The following is a 24,708-nucleotide window of genomic DNA, read 5'->3' on the forward strand; positions in this document are numbered from 1 at the left end:
TCGAAGAATGCGAAAATCTTATAAGTTGATTTTGTCCACGTTAATTCTTACGTTAGCAATTCCAGTAACTGTAATGGGGAGCGGGGCAACCACTGCATCTGACAAGAAGCCTGGCGCAAATAGCGAGCCGGCTGCACCAACGTACAGCAATGTATCGGTCCATGACCCTTCGATCGTCAGAGACGGAAACAACTTCTATGTATTTGGCTCCCATATAGAGGCTGCCAAATCAACGGATTTGATGAATTGGGAGACGTTTACGAACGGATATACCACTCCAAACAATGTGATTTACGGGAATCTATCACAGAATCTCGCGACATCTTTTAAGTGGGCCGGGGAAAATGATTCCGACAGCAAAGGCGGCTTCTCCGTCTGGGCTCCGGACGTTTTCTGGAATGACAGCTATGTCAATGCAGATGGAACGAAGGGCGCTTATATGATTTATTATTGCACCTCATCAACTTACATCCGCTCTGCAATTGGTTTTGGCGTGTCGCAAAACATCGAGGGTCCGTATACGTATGTGGATACTCTCGTATATTCCGGATTTACAGCTGGTGAGGCTTATGATGCCAACAGTGTTATTAATAAGAAATGGACAAACACGAATATCCCGCAGCTGATCGAGGGCGGGAAACTAAGTGGCTCCAGCGACAAATGGTTTAATAGCGATGGCACATTCTCCAATATTACGTATCCAAATGCGATTGACCCGCAGCTCATGTTTGATGAGAACGGTAAGCTGTGGATGTCTTACGGCTCTTGGTCAGGCGGCATATTCACGCTGCAGATTGATCCGGCAACAGGCAAAGCAATCTATCCGGGGATAGACTCCGTTACGAAGGACGGCAGACTAGTTGACCGTTATTTTGGAACGAAGATCGCTGGCGGCTTCTACAAATCCGGAGAAGGTCCTTACATGGTCTATAACAAGCAAACGGACTATTATTATTTGTTTGAAACGATTGGGTGGCTGGGTGCAGACGGCGGCTACAATATGAGATTGTACCGCTCCAAGAATCCGCTTGGTCCTTTTGTAGACGCTTCTGGGAAAAGCGCTGTACTTCCAGGCGACACGGATGTGTCCGCATTTGGAAATAAGCTGATGGGGAACTTCCTCTTTAAGCGTGAAGTTGGCGACCCTGGAACAGGCATCGGCTACGGCTATGTTTCGCCAGGCCATAACTCTTTCTACCAGGATCCGGATACAGGGAAAATGTTTCTAGTCTTCCATTCCAGGTTCCCGCAGAAAGGCGAGGTTCACGAAGTTCGTGTGCATCAGATGTTTATGAATAAAGACGGCTGGCTTGTCACTGCGCCATACCGTTATTCGGGCGAATCGCTGGAGAAAGTGAAGCGCGAAGATCTAAACGGCGAATATAAATTTATTAATCATGGCAAAGGAACAACGGCTGACCTAGTAGAGTCCAGCTACATCACGCTGAATAAGAATAATAAGGTGACTGGCGATGTATCGGGGACTTGGATGTCGACGGGTCATAACGAAGCAGAACTCACTTTGGATGGCAAAACGTACAAAGGTGTGTTCGTGAAAGGATGGGATCCTAGCTCCGAACAATTTGTTATGACATTTACAGCTATGTCTAATGAAGGGGTAACTATTTGGGGCAGTAAGCAGGAGGATCTGAAGGACTCACAGATCGTTGCGGATATTAAGGCAGATTTGAATATAGGAGATACCAGCCGTGTCATTGCAAATCTGAATCTTCCTTCTGAAGGCATGCGTCATGCCTCTATCACATGGACTTCCAGCAATCCGGATGTCGTGTCGGCAGCAGGTGTGGTTGTTCGTCCTGAATCTGGTTCAAGTGCAGCAACCGTAACGCTGACCGCTGTTATTACGAAGGGAACCGTGACAAGCTCGAGGAGCTTTAACTTAACCGTGCTTCCTTATGAAGATGCATCACTTGTCGCGAAGTATTCCTTTGAGAATGACTTAGCTGACTCCACGGGCAGCTTTGGTGCAGGATCGATTACAGGTAATCGGATCGACAATACGGGAGGCACTATTTCGTATACGGCTGGCGTTGAAGGCAATGCTGCGGTATTGGATGGAGCGTCTGGTGTACGTTTGCCGAACAAGCTGATTGACAGCAATCAGTATTCGGTATCGCTGTGGGTGAAGCCTGAGCAGTTGACGACCTATACAACAACTTTCTTTGGAGCAAAAGACGGCTACAACTGGGTCAGCCTGCTCCCTAAAGGGCCGGTTGGCGATAACACCATGGTATGGTCGGGCAGCAATGTCTGGTATGACGGGATCGCAGGTCTAACTATTCCAACAGGCTCGTGGACACATCTAGCTTATTCCGTAGATAACGGAACTTTGTCCGTATATGTTAACGGGGAACTGAAGTTTAATGGTTCGAACTTCCCGGATATTTTCACCGGAACCGATTCGGTCTTCAGTCTTGGTGTGAACTGGTGGGATACTCCATTCAAAGGACAGCTTGATGAGCTGCAGGTATATGAAGGAGCACTGAGTCCTGTGCAGGTTGCAGAGCTAGCAGAACAATAGGAGCTAGAGGCTAACGAATCGTAGTCATCTTATTTGCTCGTAATTGCGGCATTTCAAAAACTAACGAATCCTGGTAACGCTATTTCATCAAATTTCGTGTTTTCTGAGCCTCAAACAGATTAATAGTGATATATGGATTCGTTAGAATTGGACAGCAGCCTGTATTGGTCGAATAAGGCTTATACGGTTCGTTAGAGCGGCTCGGTAGAAACACATAGGGAATATTGCAATAACAAACAGAGGATGTCCCATGGGGCATCCTCTGTTTGTTATGAAAGGTGGACGAAACCAACCAAGCTAGAATCTTACAACCCTATACTCGTATCTTCCGAGTTCGAGTTTACTTCCAAGGACAATCGGCTCACCTGACAGCACATCGACGCCTGCGCGAGGGATGGTTACACTGCCGCCGATGCCATCCATGTTGACGATAATCCATAGCTCGTATCCGTCGCCGCGTCTTGGCGCGACAATTGTGCCGGGTGTCACATGCGAGCGGAGCGTCACACCAGCTTCATCTGCATAATGCTGGATGAGAGTTTCTAGTAAATGCTGCCCCTCGTCGCCTGTTGGCATGGAGCCGAGCATAACGATTTTGCCCTCACCATGTGCTTTCTCGGTGATAAATGCTAGGCCTGGTGTCAATCCGCCTTCAATGGTACCGATCACAGTGGCTCCTTCGGGCTTAAACACGCTGCTCCAAAAGGAAAGAGTAGCTGAATGTCCAAAGGCATGACCAATAGTGCCACTGCCATCCATCGGGTAGGTGAAGACAGCTTCGACACCAGCAAGCCGCTCCAGCTTGCTGAGGGCGGAATCGGTATGAACCGTATGCTCCACCGTACGACCGCCAGTGAGAGGGCCGATGACCCAAATTCCACCGTCCTCTACAAACTCCGTTGCCCGATCGATAAATTCCTCTGACACGTAAGGGAGAAATGGAGTGAATAGCAGCTTATACCCGCCGAGCTCCGAGCCCTCAGGCACAACATCCCGGTGAATACCTGTGTTCAAGATCCGCGTGTAGAAGTCCGTCATGAGTCCGCGATGATTCAGCTTGCGGTGCGGCTCTGTTTTCAGGAATACCTTGGCTCTGTCCGAGTAGGTTAAAGCCACTTCCGCCTGCGCCGGTCGTGTGGACAAAATCACCGCTTCAATATCCCGCACAGCTAGCTCAACTTCAAGCACATTCGTATATCCGACTGTTGGCTTACCCCAAGCGCTTATCACAGAGCCATGTGGCTGCTCACAGCCGGCACGCTGCTGCCGCCAGAGCCAATAGCAGAAAGCTTCGGCACCAAGCGAATAAGCAGCAACAGCCTCTGCCCGTAAGTAGCCGTTTGGATGTGGTTTTGCGTAGCTCTCAAGCGACCCTGCGAAGGAAGGGCTTGTCTCCATAATCCAGTAATCCCGTCCACGCTTGAAGCTGCGAAATAAATCATTGTTGATCAAAAAGGCTGGCACATGATCCGTTGTGGCGTAAGTATCAAAGGAGGCAAAATCCAATCCGCGGAATAGTCGCTCATTATCTACACTAAAAGCCATACTGCTGTTATGGGTAATTGGTGCATCGGAATACATCCGAATAATCGCTGCCTGCTCATCAGCAAACTCCGAAATCTTCTCCATCGAGAACTGCTGATACATCGTCTTAAGGGAGGAATTATGAAGGAAAGGCGCAGGACCGGGCTGTGGAACCTGATCGAAACGATGATAATATTCGCTCCAGATTTGTGTTCCCCAAGCATCGTTAAGCCGTTCGATCGTTCCATATCTTTTCTCCAGCCAGTGATGCCATAACGTGAGACAAGTCCCGCACATACACTCGGCTACATGGGCTTTGAATTCATTATCGAGCTGCCAGCCAATTAGACCAGGCAAGCGGCCAACTGCCCTTGCGATATGTTCTGTAATGACAGCAGCCTTTTCCCGGAAGGAAGAATGGTTTGTACAAGCATGCTGCCGGGAGCCATGTCCCATTGTCTGCAGCTGCTCATTCACATACATTCGATCGGGATGACCGTGGCTATACCAGATTGGTGGTGTTGCAGTTGGCGTACACATAATCGTCTCGATCCCATTCTCATACAACCGTTTAATCATGCGGACAAAAAAATCCAAATCGATTTCGCCTTCATGAGGCTCCATGGTCGACCAGGCGAATTCACCAATCCGAATGACATTTATTCCGGCTTCCTTCATTAGTCGAATATCAACCTCAAGAACCTCTTCGCCCCAAAGCTCCGGATACCATGCAGCACCGTGGTAAAGCTTCTTTCCCATGTTCATCACCTATCCTTCATCATTCTTGCAGTTTCACTATAGGCGCTAGGCAACACCTGAACAATCGTACAATTTTGCTCGGTTTGACTGGGCTTTCTACTATTTTGACGGGTTTGCATTATCTTGATTTGTACCTGTAACCAGGGTTTGGAAGGGCTTACACAAAAATGTCTGATTGGCGGAAAGGCATTATCGGTTCAATAATAAGGGCATGAGAGGCAACCAATACTTGGAGGTGAACGTGGATGAAGCAGGCGGCTGCTCCTAGCCCGATCGAGATGATGCAGGAGACGACTACAAACAAATTGAGAAGACCTAGCGTGATGGGGAGGCTCAAGAGAGATAAGTGGTTGTACTTGCTGCTAACTCCGGGCCTGTTATATTTCATTATTTTCAAATATGTGCCGATGTGGGGCGTAATGCTCGCATTCAAAAACTATCAGCCCTTTTTGGGCTTTTGGAAAAGTGATTGGGTAGGACTTGATCATTTCCATGTTTTCTTCACCAATCCTGAATTTTTCATGCTGCTGCGAAACACTTTAATACTCTCCTTATACAATCTGGTGTTCTATTTCCCGGCACCTATTATATTGGCTCTTCTATTAAATGAAATTAGGCTGGCTTTCTTCAAAAGAATCGTTCAGACGCTCATCTATATCCCGCATTTTATCTCGCTTGTTATTGTAGCAAGCTTGACCTACGTGTTTCTGACGACCGAAGGTGGTCTAGTGAACGAAATGCTGCAGAAGTATTTTGGCAGCAAAGTCGACTTCCTTTCCAGTCCCGAATGGTTCCGGCCGATGATTATTATGCAGACCATCTGGAAGGAAACCGGCTTTGGTACGATCATCTTCCTAGCTGCGCTGGCCGGTGTTGATGTAGAGCAATATGAGGCAGCGATTACAGATGGAGCGAACCGCTGGAGACAGTTGTGGCATATTACACTCCCATCGATTCGAAGCACGATTATTATTTTGCTGATCTTGCGGATGGGGGACGTGCTGGACAATGGATTCGAGCAGATCTTCCTCATGCTGAACCCCCTTAATAGGGACGTAGCGGAAGTGTTCGATACGTACGTGTACATGATGGGGATCACGCAAGGCGCATTTAGCTACAGTACAGCTGTAGGTTTGTTCAAAGCGGTTATCGGTGTCGTCCTGGTGCTTGGGGCGAACTGGCTTGCCAAGCGTTTCGGACAGTCCGGCATCTACTAGGGTGCTTACGAAGGAAGAATCACCACCTATGGTTGCATTCTTTAAGATTTTGCTTACGAAGTAAGAATCACCACCTATGGCTGCAACTGAGCCACAAGTGTGGCAATTCTTTTTAGGAGGAGAAGCAAATGGCAAAACAATATAGAAGTGTCTCTGGAACGGCGTTTGACATCACCAATCTGATCGTACTAAGCGTAATCAGCTTGCTTGCTGTGCTGCCTTTTATATACATCATAGCGGGGTCGTTCGCATCTGATGCGGAATTAACGAAGAGAGCTGTGTTCCTCATACCTGAGACGTTCACGATAGCGGCTTACCAGTTTATTTTCTCAACGGATACGATATTGCAAAGTGTCAAAGTGTCCATGTACGTTACCGTTCTTGGGACATTAGTCAACTTGTTCTTTACCGTAACGATGGCGTATGCGTTATCGAAACGGAATCTAATGGGACGTAATACGGTGCTCAATTTGATTGTCTTCTCGATGCTGTTCGGCGGCGGTCTTATTCCAACTTATCTCGTTGTACGTGACCTGCATTTGCTAGATTCCTACTGGGCTTTAATCCTTCCTGGTGCAATCAGCGCCTTTAACCTGATCATTGTGAAAAACTTCTTTCAGGAGCTGCCCGCGGAGCTGGAGGAGGCGGCAAAGATTGATGGATGTACCGAGCTTGGACTACTCTGGAAAATAGTGCTCCCGCTCTCGATGCCAGTGCTGGCAACCTTTACGTTGTTTTATGCAGTTGGGCATTGGAATAACTTCTATTCCGCGCTCTTGTACATCAATGATCCGCAGAAATGGCCGCTTCAGGTCATGCTGAGACAAATCGTACTCCTGTCGCAGACGGCTGCTGGCGACATCAATTCGATGGATCCGAATTTCGTGGCACCGCCGGATCAATCCATTAAGATGGCGGTTATCGTCATTGGTACCATCCCGATTCTGCTCGTCTATCCGTTCCTTCAGAAGCATTTTGCTAAAGGAGTCTTGATCGGTTCGGTCAAGGGGTAATACGGATTACGATATAAGCAATGATTAAAGTAATTATTAATGTAATTATTAAAGGAGGCGCTAATAAGAATGAACAAAAAGACGCAGAAATGGGTAGCAACAGCAGCTCTTGGAACATTGGCAGTATCAGCACTTGCAGGCTGCAGCGGCAATAAGGAAGAGAGCGCAGATCCCGAAGCATCCTCCGCAGCGACGACAGAAGCTTCGGCAGCAGCAACTGCCGAGACAAACGAGAAGCCGCTTAAAATCAGCATCATGCTCCCGATCTTCAAGACAAACTTCCCGAAGGATGATAGTCCTGTGGTTACGGAGATTGAGAATAAAACCAATACAAACATTCACTTTGAATGGGTGCCAAATGCTTCTTATGGAGATAAATTCAACATCACGCTGGCTTCTACCAAGCTGCCTGAAATCATATATGTACCTGGTTCCAAAGATCCCAGCTTTGTGAATGCCGTCAGATCAGGCGCATTTTGGGAGCTTGGCCCTTATTTGAAGGATTATCCGAATTTGAGCCAGGCGAACGAGGTTATTATGAATAACTCCTCAATCGATGGAAAGAACTATGGCATTTATCGAGGCCGTGCCCTAGGGCGTAACGGTATTGTATATCGCAAGGATTGGCTGGAAGCAGTAGGCCTCTCACAGCCTAAGACCATTGACGATTTCTACAACATGCTGAAAGCATTCAAGGAGAAAGATCCGGACAAGAACGGTAAGGATGATACTTACGGTATGGTGTTGGTCAAATGGACAGGCGGCTGGGCAAGCGCCTTTGATACGATCAAGCTGTGGTTCGGCGCACCAAACAAATGGGGTGTTGTAGATGGGAAGCTTGTGCCGGAGCATCAAACACCGGAATATTTGGAAGCGCTCAAATTTATGAAGAAGCTGTATGATGAGAAGCTGATCAATCAGGATTTTGCCGTATTTGATTCAGCGAAATGGGTTGATCCGATCGTCAACGGCCAAGCCGGTGTCATAGTTGATGTTACCGATACTGCCGCCCGTATTGAAGATAAAATTCATGCGGCACTAGCGAAGGAGAACAAAGATAATCCGGATGCGCAGTTCATGGACAATATGATTGGGGTAACAGGTACGGATGGTGCTTTAAAAGCACTGCCGACTTCCGGCTTCGCAGGCTTGCTTGCGATTCCTAAGACAACGGTTAAGACAGAGGAAGAACTTAAGCGTGTATTGAAATTCCTTGATCAAATGAATGACGATGACCTAACAACCCTAGCCGGCTACGGCATGGAAGGCAAGCATTATACGAAGGACGGCGAAGCTCTTGTTCCAAGCAAAGATGCAGCGCTGCTGGAATCTGAAGTAGAGGGACTCAACCAAATGCTTCCATACATTCCGGCAGGACGAGGACTTACTGTACAGCAAACGCCGCTTCGTCTTCATACAACCGAAATTCAGAAGGAAGCTGAGCAATACATCGTTCCAAATCCAGCCGAGCCATTCATCTCTAATGTTTATTCGCAAAAAGGACAGCAGTTGGATAACATCATCAACGACGCACGTATCAAATTTATCGTTGGCCAAACCGATGAAGCTGGCCTTCAAGCTGCCTTCGAAACCTGGAAAAAATCCGGCGGCGACGATCTTGTAAAAGAAATGAATGACCTTTACACTGCTTCTGCGAAATAAACCAAATAAGCTTTGTCAGAACACCCATCAGAACTCCAATTGGAGGATGGGTGTTTTGGCATGAGAATGTCTGATTTTCGAACAAAATAGTCTGAATTTCCTGCTTCCATTTATTCCAAATTTATTATAAGGTCAAGTTTATAATTAAAAGAAACGGGGGAATTGGATGCTCCAAGGAAGAAAAATATGGCGGAACCGGACTGAAAGCGGTAAAGGACGGTTTTTCAGAAAAAGCTTAATTATGATCTTCATCGTTTCCGGTATTCCCGGACTTATTATTGGAGCTCTTGTCTATTGGATGGCCGGCGGCCGTATAGAAAGTGAATTGCTGCAGCTTCATTACCAGCAGATTGAGCAGCGCTCTGAGCAATTAGACGATCAATTAAGCAATTTGGAGCTTCTGCTTTCCCACTGGGCTTTTGATAATAAATTTGACTATAGCTTGAATGGACTTGATTTTGTTCATGAGTTTAAGAGAACGGATGACATTACAAAGACGCTGATTGCGATGCAGGGCTCGAATGCCTTGGTGAAGAAGGCAGAGCTGTTTGTTGGCGGAGACAGCAAGGTTTTGTTTAACCCTGAATATACACCGCTGCAAACCCAGCAGGATTTAAGCATCTATAATAAGCTGATTCACGGTAAAACCGTTACTTACTGGACGCAATGGGCTTTTGATCCTGCTCGTCCGGATGAGAAGGATTTAACACTTGTTCATCATATTCCCGGCGGCAGTCCAAATCCGTTTGGCGTTCTGGTCTTCCGATTCGATAGTGCCAAAATCGCCAGCTTGCTGCAGACGATGACACCATATTACGAGGGTGAAGCATTCATGCTGCAGAAATCAGGGGATCTTTATGTTTCCGCTAACGGAAGCGCTTCCAATTCTCCATTTGTGCAGGCGCTTCGTGACAAGATCGACAATATGAAGGAGGAGAGAGGTTCATTCTTCTTCGAATGGAAGGGCTCGACTTACACCGTCTCCTACGGAAGCTTGTCCAGAATTTCGGATGAATGGCTGTATGTATCGGCTTCGCCAATTACAAGCATTATGTCTCCGGTGATGTTCATATCCAAATTGATTATTACGGTTAGTCTCATCGCGCTGCTCCTTGCAGCATTGCTGTCTTGGCTGGCTTCTCATCGGATCTACTCCCCTGTGAAAAGGCTGGCTACCATGCTTGGCGGTCATTCTGGGGAAACCGCATGGGGCAGGCAGGATGATGAATTTACGCTGATCGAACAGCAATATCAGCATCTTCATAAGGAGCGGCTTGAACTGAATTCGAAGCTTGCGGAGCAGCTTCCACATGTGAAGGAAAGCTTCCTGCATCAGCTTTTGCAAGGCTACATGTACGCCTATTCCGAAGAAGATTTGCTGCGCCGAATGGAGCATTTTAAATGGGAGGTACAAGGCCGTCAATTTGTCGTATTGTTCATCCAATTGAATGGGATAGCGAATATGGACGAAACGTTCCGCAGCGGAGATGAAGGGCTGGTAACTTTCGCCGCCGTTAATATGATGAAGGAGCTTGCTTCTAAGCATTTTGAACAAAGTGATACGCTCAACTTTCATGATTTGACGGCGGGAATTGTTCTGCTTATACCGGAAGGTTGTTCTCATAAGGCAGAAATCGAGGCGTTTAGTGAGGAGCTAACGACTTCCGTTAACCGCATCTTGAGAATGCGGGTGACGATGGCAATCAGTCGACAAACAGCACAAATTTCTGATCTTCCGAATGAATTCGAACGGGTGAAGCAGGCGGTCAGCTACCGCAACTTTGATAACGCCAATCAGATTATTGATATGGAGCAAGGTGTGCTGGATGGAGAAGCATGGGCGGAACCGCAGTATCCGTTTGCACTGGAGCGTGAGCTTATTCAGGCACTTCGGACAGGCAAAGAGGAAGAAGCGTCTGAGCTTCTGCAAGCTTTTATCGGTACATTATCCTGCCAAGGCGCCAAGGAAATTGATGTCCAGCAAGGAATGCTTCATCTGCTTGGCAATGTACAGCATGCGATTATGGTGTCCGGCGTCAATCCGAACCGGCTGTTCAAAGGTGTGAATATGTATGAGCAGCTATCGCAAATTCGTGAGCCGAAGCGGATGCAGTTGTGGTTCAAGGACAAAGTACTTGCTCCATTCCAGAAGGAGCTGAGCTGCCGCTCGAATTCTGAAGTCAAACGCCTAATTGAAGGCGCGATGATTTATTTGCAGCAAAATTATAGACATGATATTTCGCTAGATAACTGTGCGGAGCATGTCGGTACGAATCCGTTTTATCTCAGCAAATCGTTTAAAGTCGTGACGGGGAAAAATTTCATCGACTACCTGACAGAGCTTCGTATTGAGAAGGCGAAGGAGCTCCTTCGTGATTCGGAAATGAAAATTAACGATGTGGCGGAACAGGTTGGCTATCAGCACAGCTACTTCAACCGGATATTCAAAAAGCTTGAAGGCATGACGCCAACAAGCTATCGGGAGCAGAGTCAGCACTTGTAAAACAAGATCGTGCAAACCGGGCAATATTGTGCAAATCGCATCTGGGTACTCCTGCAATAATGTCTCATTGAGCGTTAGCTAGCGCTTATCTAAAATGAGACCATATGGAAGGAGATGAGGGCATGGCTTTGGACAAAACGATTCGGTTGAACAGTTTATCACAAAAGGTGTCAATGCCGGTTGGTATGACTTGGGGTGTTCCTTGGAGGGAAGGCGAGCTTAGCCGGGATGAAGCTTTGCGTCTAACGAGAACGAAAGACGGTACGGCCGTTCCCATGCAGCATTGGGCAACCGCCTACTGGCCGGATGGAAGTGTGAAATGGACCGCCCATGCTGCGGCAGAAACAGAAGGCGGAGCAGATGCTTATTCGCTGACCAAAGGCGAATCCACATCTCCAAGGCATCAGATGATAGTTACGCAGACAGACGAGACGATTCTGCTTGATACAGGTGTCATGGTGTTAACGCTTGGCAGAAGCGGCAGTCAGTGGCTGCGCAGTATTACCCGTGGCGGTGCCGAGGTGTGCAGCGGAGGCGAATTGATAGGCTTGAAGGAAACTAGCAGCGAAGCATCTGGCATCAAGACGACTCGGACAGAACCATTCGAGAGCCAGGTACACCGAATGACCATAGAGCAGGAAGGACCGGTTCGAGCTGTTGTGAAAATCGATGGGAGACATCGTGCAGCCGGCAGTTCGAGAGAATGGCTGCCCTTCTCCATGAGACTGTATGTCTATGCGGGACTAGAAACGATTCGGATCGTTCATACGTTCTATTACGACGGTAATCCGAATGAGGATTTTATAAAAGGTCTAGGAATTCGCTTTGCTGTACCAATGAGAGGTGAGCATTACAATCGTCATGTCCGGTTTGCCGGCGATAGCGGACTGTTCTCTGAATCCCCCAAAACCCTCCATACACGAAGAACAAAAGGGAAGTACCGGGATCTGTTCGAGGAGCAGACCCTAGGACGTTCTGTCAGCTTTGATCCTGAGGAGGACGCCTATTTCCTTAGTCTATTAGATGACTCCGCAACATGGGACAGCTTCAAGGTAATGCAGCAATCATCTGAGCATTACCGAATTTGGAAGCGGACAAGTGAAGGCTGCAGCTGGGTGAAAGTGACGGACGGACGGCGTGCAGGTGGTGTGGCTTATGTTGGTGGTTCTGGTGGTGGCCTCGCTTGTGGTCTAAGAAACTTCTGGCAAAAGCATCCCTCCGGGTTCGAAGTCCATGGAACCGCACAGGATCAAGCTTCGCTTACGGTTTGGCTGTGGTCCCCTGATGGCGAAGCGATGGATTTACGACATTACGATACGAAGACACATGTGGAATCCTCGTATGAGGGGGCGGAAGAGCTTCGCGCGACGCCATATGGCATTGCCAACACGAATGAACTGACCTTGTGGTGTACAGAGGAGACTCCGGCTCCAGAGCTGCTGGAACAAATGAGACAGGAAACAGATCTTTCATCACTGCTAGTGTGCGAGCCATCCTATTATCATGAGGCTGGGGCGTTTGGGATTTGGAGCTTACCGGATCGTTCAACCGAAGCGAAGCGTGAGCTGGAGGAGCGGCTAGATGGTATTATTTCCTTTTACCAAGATGAGGTTGAGCAGCGCAAGTGGTATGGGTTATGGGATTACGGCGATTTTATGCACAGCTATGATCCTGTCCGGCATGTCTGGAACTACGATCTAGGCGGCTGCGCATGGCAGAACACCGAGCTTGCACCAAATATGTGGCTGTGGATGATGTTTCTGCGTTCGGGCAGGGAAGATATTTTCCGGATGGCAGAGGCGATGACCAGGCATACAAGCGAAGTGGATGTCTATCATTTTGGCGAATATGCGGGATTAGGCTCGCGCCATAACGTTGTTCATTGGGGCTGCGGCTGTAAAGAAGCAAGAATCGGAATGGCCGGCCTGCACCGATATTTTTATTATTTGACAGCGGATGAGCGGATCGGCGATATGATGGATGAAGTAAGAGACTCGGATTACACAACGGTTAATCTGGATCCGATGCGGTATTATTTTCCGAAAGATGAGCATCCAACGCATGTTCGGGTTGGTCCCGACTGGGCGGCCTTCAGCTCCAATTGGATGACCCGCTGGGAACGTTACGAGGATAAGGCATACCGGGATAAAATACTAGTCGGAATCCATTCCATCAAAGGAGCTAATTACGGACTGATCTCAGGTCCAACTTACGGCTACGATCCGAAGACAGGTGTCTTAACACCGATGGGTGATGACAACTGGGGTCGGCATTTGGCCATTTGTATGGGTGGTCCACAGGTCTGGTTCGAGCTTGCTGGTATGCTGAAGGATCCACAGTGGGAAGAAATGATGGCCGAGTTAGGCGTGTATTATAACAAGTCCCAGGAAGAAAAGGATAAGCTGACCCATGGACAGATCAGCACGAAGCGCTTCGAGCATCCGGTGCTTAGCGTGGCGATCGTCGCCTATGGCGCTTACTATAAGAAGGATGAAGAAACCGCAAGGAAATGCTGGGAGATTCTACAGGGCAATCCGTTTGCGACCGTTCATCTGCAAGAGGAAGCCTCGATAGTGACCCACGTTGATACACTCAGGGAAATTGACTGGATGAATACAAACGAGGCTGCGCAATGGTCGCTGAATACAATTATTGCTTTGGAGCTTATTGCGGATTATCTTCCTGAGAAACAGGAGATGAAGCTGCAGGAGCAGTCCAAATGACGGAATTAAGCAGGCTCATTCCCGCCGAGTGGAGAGTGATTTATAACAATCCGCTGCAAACAGCTGGTGATGTACGGGAGTTCCGAATGGAGGGAGACGCAGCGGTTTCCTTTCCCATGGGTCGGATGCGACTGGAAAGTACAAGAGATGCTGCTGAAGGACAGGCAGCTAATCTCGTATTTTGGTGCCCGGAGCAGTTCCCGGCGAACCTCGCGGTAACCTGGGATTTTTGGCCGGTGCGGGAGCCGGGGCTGGCTATTGTTTTCTTTTGTGCGATAGGAAAGGAAGGGCAGGATCTGTTTGATCCGAGGCTTGCCAATCGAAGCGGGATATACGATCAATATCATCATGGGGATATTGACGCTTTTCATATTTCTTACTTTCGCAGGCGATATCCGGAGGAGAGACAGTTCCATACGTGCAACTTACGGAAAAGCTACGGCTTTCATCTTGTCGCACAAGGAGCGGACCCGATACCGGATGCTCTGGATGCTGTCGGACCGTACCGGATGCTGCTGATGAAACAGGGGACATCTGTGTTATTTGCAGTTAACGATCTGGTATTATTCAGCTGGCAGGATGACGGCACAACATGGGGACCGCTGCTTGGAGGAGGGAAGCTTGGTTTCCGTCAGATGGCTCCGCTTATTGCAGAATACGGGAAATTACAGGTGTACGCCCCGTAAGGGAAAGGAGGATATGCGATGTCGAGAATTTTGATGTGCTTTCCCGAAGGGCGGCACAAAGCACTAACTCTTAGCTATGATGATGGCAAGTTGGCAGATCGGCGGCTGGTTGATATTTTTAACCGCAATGGGCTGAAAGGAACCTTTCATCTGAATTCGGGATTGTTTGGTCCAATAGACAAGGTAGGAGCCGATGAGGTGAAGTCACTGTACGAGGGACATGAGGTATCAGCTCATACGTTGACTCATCCAACCATCGCTCGCTGTCCAAATGAGCAAATCGTATATGAGATTATGGAGGACCGGCGTAATCTGGAAAGTCTCGTCGGGTATACGGTGCGTGGCATGTCCTATCCGAACGGCTCCTATAACCGTAGAATTAAGGATCTAATGCCCGGCCTTGGGATCGAATATGCACGTGTTGTTCCAAGCTCAGGGAATTATGGGATGCCAGATGACTGGTATGAATGGCAGCCGACCTGTCATCATAACCGCGATCTGATGAAGCATGCAGAGGAATTCGTCAGCCTTCAGAAATCACAATATTTGTACCTCATGTACGTATGGGGACACAGTTACGAATTTGATATGGATAACAACTGGGAGCTAATGGAGCAGTTCGGCCAATATATCGGCGGTAAATCAGATATTTGGTATTGTACCAATATTGAGCTAGTTGACTATACGAAGGCATTCGAAGGGCTGAGGTTCTCAGCTGGACTTAGCTTCGTCTACAATCCTTCGACGTTAAGTGTATGGCTGAATGTAGACGGGCGGGCGGTTGAAGTGAAAGGCGGAGAGCAGATCAGCTTCTAAGACGAAGTAAGAATTGTCACAAAAAGCATGCGCCAATTCTTTAAGCCAATGCTTACGAGGTAAGAATCATCACAAACAGCATGTGCCAATTCTTTTTAGGAGGGAATAGGATGACTCTAGTAACGATGAAAGAACCTTTTCTTATCGGGAAGATAGATATCGCGTCGGCAGGACCACATTGCAAAATGCTGTTAGGTGACTTGAACGGTGACGGCCGGATGGAGGTGCTGCTTGTTCAGCCGGACAACCGACAGGACGTGCGTTATATTCCTCATCAGGTCCAATGCCTGACCGCCTTCGATCTGGAGGGAAATCTGCTCTGGCAGACCGGTAAGCCTGATCCTGGTGCAGGCCGTCAAGGCTCGGATTACCCCGCCCAAATCGCCGATATTGATGGTGATGGCAAGCTTGAGGTTCTCTGCGTTATGGATAGCCGACTTCTCATTATTAACGGTCACGACGGAACAATTCGGTCTTCTCATGAGCTTCCTCATCCTCATGCTCATGACTGCATTATCGTCGCCAATTTGACCGGCGGAACACATGCTGGAGAGATTATTTTGAAGGATCGTTATCACCGCTTATGGGCGCTTGACCGCCATATGAATCTGATTTGGACGTATGAGGGTAATCCCGGTCATTTCCCGTGGGTTTATGATCTGGACGGTGACGGTTGCGATGAAGTGATGGCTGGTTATGATCTGCTGGATCATGATGGCATGCTCTTATGGAGCTGCCGCGATCTGGAGGATCATGCCGATTGCATATGGGTTGGCGATGTGAATGGAGACGGAGAACCTGAACTCGTTATCGGCGGCAGTGTCACTGTGATGTATGACAAGCAGGGCAAAGAATTATGGCGCTATGAGGGTTCGGTTGAGTCGCAGCATATCGCACTTGGGCGATTCCGAAATGACCTTCCTGGTCTGCAGATTGCAGGGCTGGATCGGCTCGTCAGAGAGGATGACGGCAAAGGACTAGTTGGCAAGGATGCCTTGTTCTTGCTCGGCAGCGACGGTCAGGAGCTATGGAAGGAAGACCGTAAAACGCCGGGCTGGTTGACAATCATCGAGCCCCTGCGCGGCTGGACTGAGGATGCTCCGGACTATATTCTGGCTTTCCGGCGCGGCGGTGGATTGTTCCCGGCTTTGTATGAAGGAAATATGAATCCGATAGTAGAGTTTCCTACAGAAGGATATGTTGTCCATGCTGACTTATGGAACAGCGGTACAGAGCAGGTAATTATTTATAACGAGGGAACGGCTGATATTTATTCCAGCAAGCCTGCTATTCTTAGTGAGTGCGTGACGGGTGCTCCGCTTCCGCAGCCAAAACGGCTATCCAGCTCAACGTTATACCCCGGCGGAGAAATATAATAAAGGAGACATCAGCGATATGACACAATCCTATCGATTTGATTTTGGAACTGGAGCCCCGGCAGAGGGATATACGAAGATAACCCCGCAATCGGTATATGATTCCTTTACGGGATATGGCTTTACTCGGACAGATAAGGTGAATGCCAAAGACCGTGTAGAACCCGGTGCTCTGCGCAGAGATTTTTGTATCCCGGTTGAAACAGCTTTTCTGCTCGATGTAGAGGATGGGACCTATCGCGTCTCTGTCCTGCTGGGAGATGAAATTACTGCAACGGAAACAACGATTAAAGCAGGTGCTGGCAGGCTTATGGTACATAAGCAACGAACAACGCCAGGAAGCTTCTCGCGTTTAAGCTTTTCTGTCTGGGTGACGGATGGTCAGCTTAAACTGTCCTTCTCAGGGCTTGCCCCGCGAATTAATGCGATGGAGATCGAGCCGGCACCTCAAGCCTGCACGCTGTTTCTGGCAGGGGATTCCACGGTAACGGATCAGCCTGATGACGGATATCCATATGCAGGATGGGGACAAATGCTGCCAATGTTCGTGAAGCAGGATGCGGCAGTAGCGAATTACGCATTGTCAGGCCGCAGCTCCAAAAGCTTTATAAGTGAAGGCGTGCTGGACAAAATTTGGAGCAGAATCAAGCCTTATGATTATCTGCTTATTCAGTTTGGTCATAACGATCAGAAGCATGATGAAGAACGTTACACGGAGCCTTTTACCACCTATAAACAAACACTCAAGCTGTATATTGACGGGGCACGTGAGAGAAAGGCAGTTCCGATTCTAGTCACATCCGTGCAGCGCAGGTTCTTTGAGGAGGACGGCTCCCTTCGCGATACACATGGCGACTATCTAACGGCTGTAAGAGAGCTTGCATCAGAAGAGAATGTACCGCTCATTGATTTGGCCAACTCTAGCAAAGCGTTATATGAGACTTTAGGTCCGGAAGCAACAAAGAACCTGTTCATGTGGCTGGCACCTGGGGAGTTTATGAATTTCCCTGACGGAGTCGAGGACAATACGCATTTTCAGCAGCTCGGAGGTATTAAAATCGCGAAGCTGGTGTATGAAGAGCTGAAGGCGATGCGCCTGCAGCCATTGATGCTCTATTTGAGATAAAGATTAATAGATCTATTAATAATCAATCTATTATTCCAGCACTAACCGACAATAGAGTCGAAATATATTTATCATTTTTAAGAAGATAGGCGGTTGCCATTTGATGGAGGAAGGAGTACAATGTCTCCATGAAACCGCTTTCTTCTAGTTTTTTGCTTGTTGAAGGTAATTTAGGTTTTATTTATTTTGACTTTCATGTAACCGGTTTCATGAAACGGGTTTCTGAAAATGGGGGTGAACTGCAGAAGGAGTCGCCGTAATACAGGGGATTTACGTGTTAGTCGTGTTTGCTCGTACTCTACTTTAATCAAAAGGGGAGATCATGAAAGTGCGGAAAAAACCGATTGCTTGGCTTCTTGTCTTATCCATTTGTGTATCCTTCTTTAATTTCTCATCCATGCCGAAGGTCTCGGCAGCTAGTGCTATTGATTTCCAAGATGATTTCTCTGATAACGATTATACGGCTTCTCCGACATGGACTGTCGCCATCGATCCTGCTACCAGCAAACCTATTGGCACTTGGGTCGTTGCTTCGGATCCAACAGATGCAAACAACAAAGTGCTGAACCAGACGGATGCAGGCGAGGGCATTATTACAACGGGTGAGAATTGGGACAATTCAACCGTAACGATGCGAATTTACACGGGGAATGGCGGAGCTTATCCGGGTATTCTGGCTCGTGTTCAAGATTATAAGAACTTCTACTATTTCCAGATGCAGACAACAACCGGTGTCGTATTATCCAAACGGATTAACGGAACAGATACAACGATCAAAACAGTTCCGTATACGCTAAGCAAAAATAAATGGTACACACTGAAGCTGGTGCTGAATGGCAGTTCGATCAGAGGCTATGTCGTTGAAAATGGTGTCGATAAGCTTTTGTTTGATGCCGTTGATTCGACTTATTCCAGCGGCAAGATCGGCATCCGAAATAAGTGGCAGGCGGTTCAAGTAGATGATGTCAAAGTGACCGGCATCCCTGCTGCAAACACATCTGCTATTCAATCCGATGAAGCTGCAAAAACGACCTCGTCCGTATCCTTGAGTTGGAATTCGGTAGAAGGTGCTGCCAGCTATAACCTTTATCGCTCTACAACTTCTGGCAGCGGCTACACCTTTGTGAGGAATACGACGAATACCAGTTATGTAGATACCGGATTAACCTCGGATACCAGTTATTATTATAAGGTAGCTTATCTTTACGGCGGTTTGACCGAATCACAGTGGTCTTCTGAGCTAAGTGTACGGACGGTTGGTGTACCGCCAGTGGCGCCAACAGGGCAGACAGCTGTTGCTGTTAACTCTTCGACTATTAATCTGAACTGGACTGCAGCGGCCAAGTCAACGGGCTACAAAGTATCCCGGTCTTCGGATGCAGGTCAAACCTACACAAAGATCTATGAAGGGACAGCTGTTAGCTTCCAGGATAAAAATTTATCGCCAAACACGGAATACAGGTATCAAATTATTGCCTATAACACGTTTGGCGATTCACCAGCAGCTTCGGCACAGACTACAACCTATCCATTTGATTCCCCAGCACATTTTACAGCAAGCCCAACTGCTTCGACTGTAACCTTGAATTGGGATGCGATGCCAGGTACAGCAGTCACCTATACCCTTAAGAAATCGACAAGCGCAACGGGTACATTCACCACATTGTACACTGGACCAAACAATACCTATACGGATACCGGCTTAACGCAAGGTGCAGGGTATTTCTATAAGCTGAGTGCTGTAGTTGACAGCGTAGGTTCAGCGGAGTCCACTCCGCTTGGTATCAGCGCTACTCGAACGGCAATTGTTCCGAGTGCAATTTGGACCGATACAACGGGGCTTGCTATTGATGCTCATGGTGCAGGCTTTATGTACGATGAGAAGACGCAAAAATACTACTGGTACGGGGAATATCACAAGGGTGCATGGCCATCTGGCGGTGTTCGAGTATATTCTTCCACTGATCTTCTGAACTGGAAAGATGAAGGCATGGCGCTGTCACTCATCCAGTCCAAGGATGATTTCACGAATGTAAACTCTCCAGTCTATGACCTGTATAAAGACAGAACAGACACGGACAACATTTGGGCGGATATCCGTAAAGGAAGAATCGTTGAAAGACCAAAAGTTGTCTATAACGATGAAACAAAGAAATACGTCATGTGGGCTCATATCGATGGCGACAAGAATGCTGACAATGATGCCCAGAACTATGGAAAAGCTCAAGCCGGCGTCGCGATCAGCGATTCGCCAACAGGACCATTCGTCTACCAACGAAGCTATCGGATGGACATGGCACCTGCAGGGCAAACGGATTATCATCCGAGCGATAAAGGTATGGCGCGGGATATGAACCTGTTCAAGGATGATGACGGTACTGCATACCTCATCTATTCGTCTGAAGAGAACTTGACGATCTACATCTCGAAGCTTACGCCGGATTACTTGGACGTTGCAGGCTGGCATAAGGACGGACTAACGGATGAAGATGGAAATCCTGTTCGGGATACCACTTACAAGTCCGTTTATGGCGTCGATTATGTTCGAGTATTCCCAGGTGCTCAGCGCGAAGCACCAGCGATGTTCAAATATAAAGGCAAGTATTATATGATCACATCTGGTGCGACAGGATGGGCAGCGAACCAGAACAAATACACGGTTGCAGACAACATCTTTGGAACGTGGTCTCCGATGACGGATCCTTTCGTTCGTACATCGGCAAGTGATCCAGATCCGACCAAAGCTTTTAATACACAATCTACCTATGTTATTCCGGTTGATGCGCAGGCAGGGAAATTCATTTATGTCGGCGACATCTGGAATGGCGGCAACTTCGCTAATGATGGCGCGAAATATGTGTTTCTTCCAATCGAATTTGGAATGGGTACTGATATTGCAATCAAATGGTACTCCAGCTGGACAACAGATCTGCTTGATGCGATGGGTCAGGTGAATGTGACAACAAAATTCCCTGAAGCCGTTACTCTTGGTGAAGTGCCTAATCTGCCAGCTAATGTTGATGTGCTGGAGAATGGTGAAACAGTCTCCACTCCGGTAACCTGGTCAATCGATTCCCATGCGCTATCCGCAGCAGATTTCTCGAAGCCCGGACCAATTACAGTACAAATGACGCTTCCGAATTATCACAATAAAGTACAAAGCGTTAAGCTGGTTGTCATTCCGGACAATACATTGTATTTCGTTAATGCGGGTGGGTATGCAACCCCCGATTACAACCTGATTGCATCTTATATGCAAGATACACTAGCGAACAAAGGAACTGTAGAACAGGCCTATAATCAAGATGACATAACGCCATGGGGTTACTTAGGGACAAACTCTGCACCTTCCGGGTCGACTAGCGGTGACATTTTCTCAACCGTCCGTTATTTGAACGGAGGCAATGTAGCTAATTCTGCAGCAGGCACGGATTTGTCTTATAAGTTCACGTTAGAGAATGGCTCATATGATGTTTACCTGGGCTTTAACGACCCTTGGACAAACACATCAAGAAAAGCGAATCTGCTGTTTAACGATACGGTAAAAGGTGCTGTCACGTTTACGCCAAGTAATGTCATGGCTTATACCGGCGTTAATATCACAAACGGATCACTGAATGTAACCGTAAGAAATACCGCTGCACAGGATCCAATGATCAGCTGGATTATGATCGTTAAACCTGATTTAGCACCATCCGGGGACACTTCCATGGGCCTCAAGGCTGAGGCAGCGTCCTCGACAAGCGTTAAGCTGAGTTGGAATAAAACAACAGGTGCACTTGGCTATAACCTGTATCGTGCGGACAGTGAAGAAGGCCCGTACACGAAAGTGTACAGCGGTACAGCTGGAACTTACACCGATACTGAATTACCATCAGAACATACCTATTACTACAAAGTGGGTGTGATTGGCGGTTCAAGCACGGAGTCGGCTGTGTCCAGTGTACAAAGTATCTTGATTGAACGTACAGCGCAGGAAATTGCTGACGGTATTACAGCAATTGAAGCACCAGCGAAGGATGCAGCTACACTAACGCTGCCACAAGTTCCAGCTGGCTTCACGCTTTCCATTCTCTCTTCGGACAGTGAAGTGATCGGCACGGATGGCGTTATTACACCGCCAGCAGCTGAAGCAACGGTTCAACTGGTACTGCGTGTGACTCGAACTTCGGATAACTCGACTGCAGATACAGAAGCCATCTCTGTTGTTGTGCCAGTTAAGAGTCCAGAAGCACAGGAAATCGCAGACGGGATTACGTCAATCGAAGCACCTGCAAAGGATGCGACAACATTGAAGCTGCCTGAAGTACCAGCAGGTTATACAATTGCCATCCAATCCTCTGACAGCGCTGTAATAGGGACGGACGGTGTTATCACGCCACCAGCAGCTGCAACAACGGTTCAGCTGGTGCTCCGTGTAACTCGTACTTCGGATCATACAGTCGCTGATACGGCAGCCATTACGGTCATCATACCAGCTGCAAGTGAAAGTACGGCACAGAAAATTGCAGACGGCATTACGTCAATCGCTGCACCAGCGACAAATGCTAAGTATGTTACGCTGCCAGAAGTACCGGAGGGCTTCACGCTTGCTATCCAATCATCAGACAGCAAAGTAATCAAAACGAATGGTAAAATTACTCCTCAAAAAACAGACACGACGGTTTATCTCGTGCTTCGAGTAACAAGAATCTCAGATGGTTCAGAAGCAGATACGGTTTCTATTGCGGTAATCGTACCTGCAAAGAGCCATGGAAACTCCGACAAAAAGGACTGAGGCTCCAGTACAACCCATACACCTGTAGGAGTTAAGTATGAGGGCAATCCAGAAGCAGGCAATCTGCTGGATTGCCCTTTTTTAGTAAGCTGTTATAATAGGCCCTATATCAAGGGGGTGTACCATAGATCATGCCGGATGTAATGTTTTACCGGGATCATTCCCTTCCATTCTTGGAAGCTAAGCATTGTTTGAAGAGTGATCTTGCCTATCAAAAGCATTTCCATGAAGAGTATTCGATAGGGTTGATTGATACAGGAGAGACATATGCCTGGTGCGATGGGTCAATGCACCGGGTGGAAGCAGGGAGAATGATTAGTTTTCCTCCAATGATGCTCCATGCCTGTCATCCGGAAGAAGGCGCAGACTGGAGTTACAAGATGCTGTTTATTAAGCAGGAGTGGCTTCAAGGTTTGAAACAGCAGGAGCTTGACCAGCTACATATCCCTTTTTTACTTGGAGAGGGGAAAAACAAAGCTTGCCGACGCTATTTAAATCAAACGATGGATGCATTAGCAGGGTCAGGTACACCACTTGCGATAGAAACATCGCTAATCGAATTGATGCAAGCTATTGTAAGTCCTAATATGTCCGATTTTGAGCATAGAGGCCGCAGCATCAAACAAGACCGGAAATACGTTAATCTAGTAAGTGAATATTTGCATGAGCATTATACGGAAAAGATTACGCTAGACGACCTCGAGCGTATAACGGGTATCAGCAGATTTCATCTCATTCGTTTATTCAAGCAATCGAGCCATTTGCCGCCGCATGCCTATCAGAACTTGCTGCGAATTAATCATGCTAAGACAGAACTCATGAAGAAGCAGCGGCCGATTGCAGATATTGCGGCGGAAGCGGGATTCTATGACCAGAGCCATTTTTCGAGAACCTTTAGAAGGATCGTAGGAGCTACCCCGCAAAAGTACGCCATATCTATGTAATAGAAAGAGCAATTTTATACAATACCGCCGCTCCGTTCTCAAGTACAATGAGGGCAATTGAGAAAGGGAGTGGCATCATGGTTCAACATTTGGAACTGGAACAGCAATTTACAACTGCATTTAAAAAAATGGCAAGGCGCGCGGATCTAAAAGCCTATGTAGAGAAAACCCCGGAGTTAAACCGGATTTTGCGTCAGGCTGCTTTGCGGTATATGGCTGGAGATACTCTTCAAGACGGAATTGCTGCCGGGACAAAACTTGTAGAAAGGGGTTATTCTCTTTCCATCGAATATATTGGGGAGAATACGCTAAGCGTCTCAGAATGTGAACAGGCTGCAGCAGAGATGAAAGCGCTTATCTATGAATTGAAGAAGGCTGGAATCCCGGCCAGGGTATCGTTTGATTTGTCACATATCGGGCTGTCCATAGGCAAGTCGCTCGCATATTCCTGTTTGATAGATTTGGCCGGACAGACAGCAGATACGGATATTGAGCTGTTTATCAGCATGGAAGAGTCGGGGAAAACAGATGACATATTATCCGTCTATAAACAGGCAGCAGCTGTCTATTCCGGTATTGGGATTACATTGCAGGCACATCTGCTGCGAACACCGGATGATTTGGCAACCCTCACATCGCCTTGTCGGATTCGTATTGTGAAAGGGGCTTATCAAGAACCGGACAATCTCTCAATCTCCCGGTCACCTGAGTTGAATCAACGTTATTTGCAACTGGTTGAAAAAGCTGTCCAACAAGGGCATCGGGTTTCTATCGCAACCCATGACGAAGTTATGATTAACTCTGTACTGGAACGTGAGTGGCTGGAAAATAATCATGCTGAAATCGAAATGCTGTACGGTATTCGCCCGGACCTGGCCAGTAGACTTCAAAAATCCGGAAAACCCGTACGTATTTATACTCCTTACGGACAGGAATGGTATTTGTATTTATGTCATCGAATTGCCGAATATCCGCCTAATCTGTATCAAGCTGTTATCGATATGGTAAGCAAACAGGAAATGAACAACAACTACTAGGAT

The 24,708-nt window shown here is 47.6% G+C and carries 14 protein-coding genes; 13 read left to right on the forward strand and 1 reads right to left on the reverse strand.

From position 1 onward, the window contains the following. Nucleotides 1–7 precede the first annotated feature (7 nt). On the forward strand, nucleotides 8–2,542 hold the full coding sequence (locus FHS17_RS06840; RefSeq protein WP_167277136.1) for a LamG-like jellyroll fold domain-containing protein: 2,535 nt from the start codon (nucleotides 8–10) through the stop codon (nucleotides 2,540–2,542). A gap of 297 nt (nucleotides 2,543–2,839) precedes the next feature. On the opposite strand, the gene FHS17_RS06845 is transcribed toward FHS17_RS06840, so the two are convergent. Beyond that, nucleotides 2,840–4,825, reverse strand: coding sequence for a beta-galactosidase (locus FHS17_RS06845; RefSeq protein ID WP_167277139.1), 1,986 nt, complete (start codon nucleotides 4,823–4,825; stop codon nucleotides 2,840–2,842). A gap of 278 nt (nucleotides 4,826–5,103) precedes the next feature. Here FHS17_RS06845 and FHS17_RS06850 point away from each other — a divergent pair, with 278 nt between their 5' ends. The 12 genes from FHS17_RS06850 (at nucleotide 5,104) to FHS17_RS06905 (ending at nucleotide 24,705) form a co-directional block, all read left to right on the forward strand. Next, nucleotides 5,104–6,042, forward strand: coding sequence for an ABC transporter permease (locus FHS17_RS06850; RefSeq protein WP_243865263.1), 939 nt, complete (start codon nucleotides 5,104–5,106; stop codon nucleotides 6,040–6,042). Between the two features lie 128 nt (nucleotides 6,043–6,170). Then, nucleotides 6,171–7,055, forward strand: a complete 885-nt coding sequence (locus FHS17_RS06855) for a carbohydrate ABC transporter permease (RefSeq protein ID WP_167277146.1) — start codon at nucleotides 6,171–6,173, stop codon at nucleotides 7,053–7,055. 69 nt (nucleotides 7,056–7,124) lie between these two features. Next, nucleotides 7,125–8,717, forward strand: coding sequence for an extracellular solute-binding protein (locus FHS17_RS06860; protein ID WP_167277149.1), 1,593 nt, complete (start codon nucleotides 7,125–7,127; stop codon nucleotides 8,715–8,717). A 166-nt stretch (nucleotides 8,718–8,883) separates the two neighbouring features. Next, complete coding sequence (locus FHS17_RS06865; protein WP_167277152.1) at nucleotides 8,884–11,220, forward strand: helix-turn-helix transcriptional regulator; 2,337 nt, start codon at nucleotides 8,884–8,886, stop codon at nucleotides 11,218–11,220. Nucleotides 11,221–11,342: 122 nt separating this feature from the next. After that, nucleotides 11,343–13,943, forward strand: a complete 2,601-nt coding sequence (locus FHS17_RS06870) for an exo-rhamnogalacturonan lyase family protein (protein ID WP_167277155.1) — start codon at nucleotides 11,343–11,345, stop codon at nucleotides 13,941–13,943. Continuing rightward, entirely contained in the window at nucleotides 13,940–14,629 is a 690-nt protein-coding gene (locus FHS17_RS06875; RefSeq protein WP_167277158.1) for a DUF1961 family protein, read from the forward strand. The genes FHS17_RS06870 and FHS17_RS06875 overlap by 4 nt, the downstream gene beginning before the upstream one ends. Nucleotides 14,630–14,647: 18 nt before the next feature. After that, nucleotides 14,648–15,445, forward strand: a complete 798-nt coding sequence (locus FHS17_RS06880; RefSeq protein WP_167277161.1) for a polysaccharide deacetylase family protein — start codon at nucleotides 14,648–14,650, stop codon at nucleotides 15,443–15,445. 110 nt (nucleotides 15,446–15,555) lie between these two features. After that, nucleotides 15,556–16,821 carry an FG-GAP-like repeat-containing protein gene (locus FHS17_RS06885; protein ID WP_167277165.1) on the forward strand — a complete coding sequence of 422 codons (1,266 nt, stop codon included), beginning with the start codon at nucleotides 15,556–15,558 and terminating at the stop codon, nucleotides 16,819–16,821. 19 nt (nucleotides 16,822–16,840) lie between these two features. After that, nucleotides 16,841–17,947, forward strand: a complete 1,107-nt coding sequence (locus FHS17_RS30455; protein ID WP_167277168.1) for a rhamnogalacturonan acetylesterase — start codon at nucleotides 16,841–16,843, stop codon at nucleotides 17,945–17,947. Between the two features lie 328 nt (nucleotides 17,948–18,275). Then, nucleotides 18,276–22,724, forward strand: coding sequence for a fibronectin type III domain-containing protein (locus FHS17_RS06895; protein ID WP_167277171.1), 4,449 nt, complete (start codon nucleotides 18,276–18,278; stop codon nucleotides 22,722–22,724). A 131-nt stretch (nucleotides 22,725–22,855) separates the two neighbouring features. After that, the gene (locus tag FHS17_RS06900; protein ID WP_167277176.1) at nucleotides 22,856–23,668 is read left to right on the forward strand and encodes a helix-turn-helix transcriptional regulator; all 813 of its coding nucleotides are present in this window, start codon (nucleotides 22,856–22,858) and stop codon (nucleotides 23,666–23,668) included. Nucleotides 23,669–23,745: 77 nt separating this feature from the next. Beyond that, the gene (locus FHS17_RS06905; RefSeq protein ID WP_167277180.1) at nucleotides 23,746–24,705 is read left to right on the forward strand and encodes a proline dehydrogenase family protein; all 960 of its coding nucleotides are present in this window, start codon (nucleotides 23,746–23,748) and stop codon (nucleotides 24,703–24,705) included. Nucleotides 24,706–24,708: the final 3 nt, after the last annotated feature.

Source organism: Paenibacillus lupini (genome assembly GCF_011761355.1).
Lineage (GTDB): Bacteria > Bacillota > Bacilli > Paenibacillales > Paenibacillaceae > Pristimantibacillus > Pristimantibacillus lupini.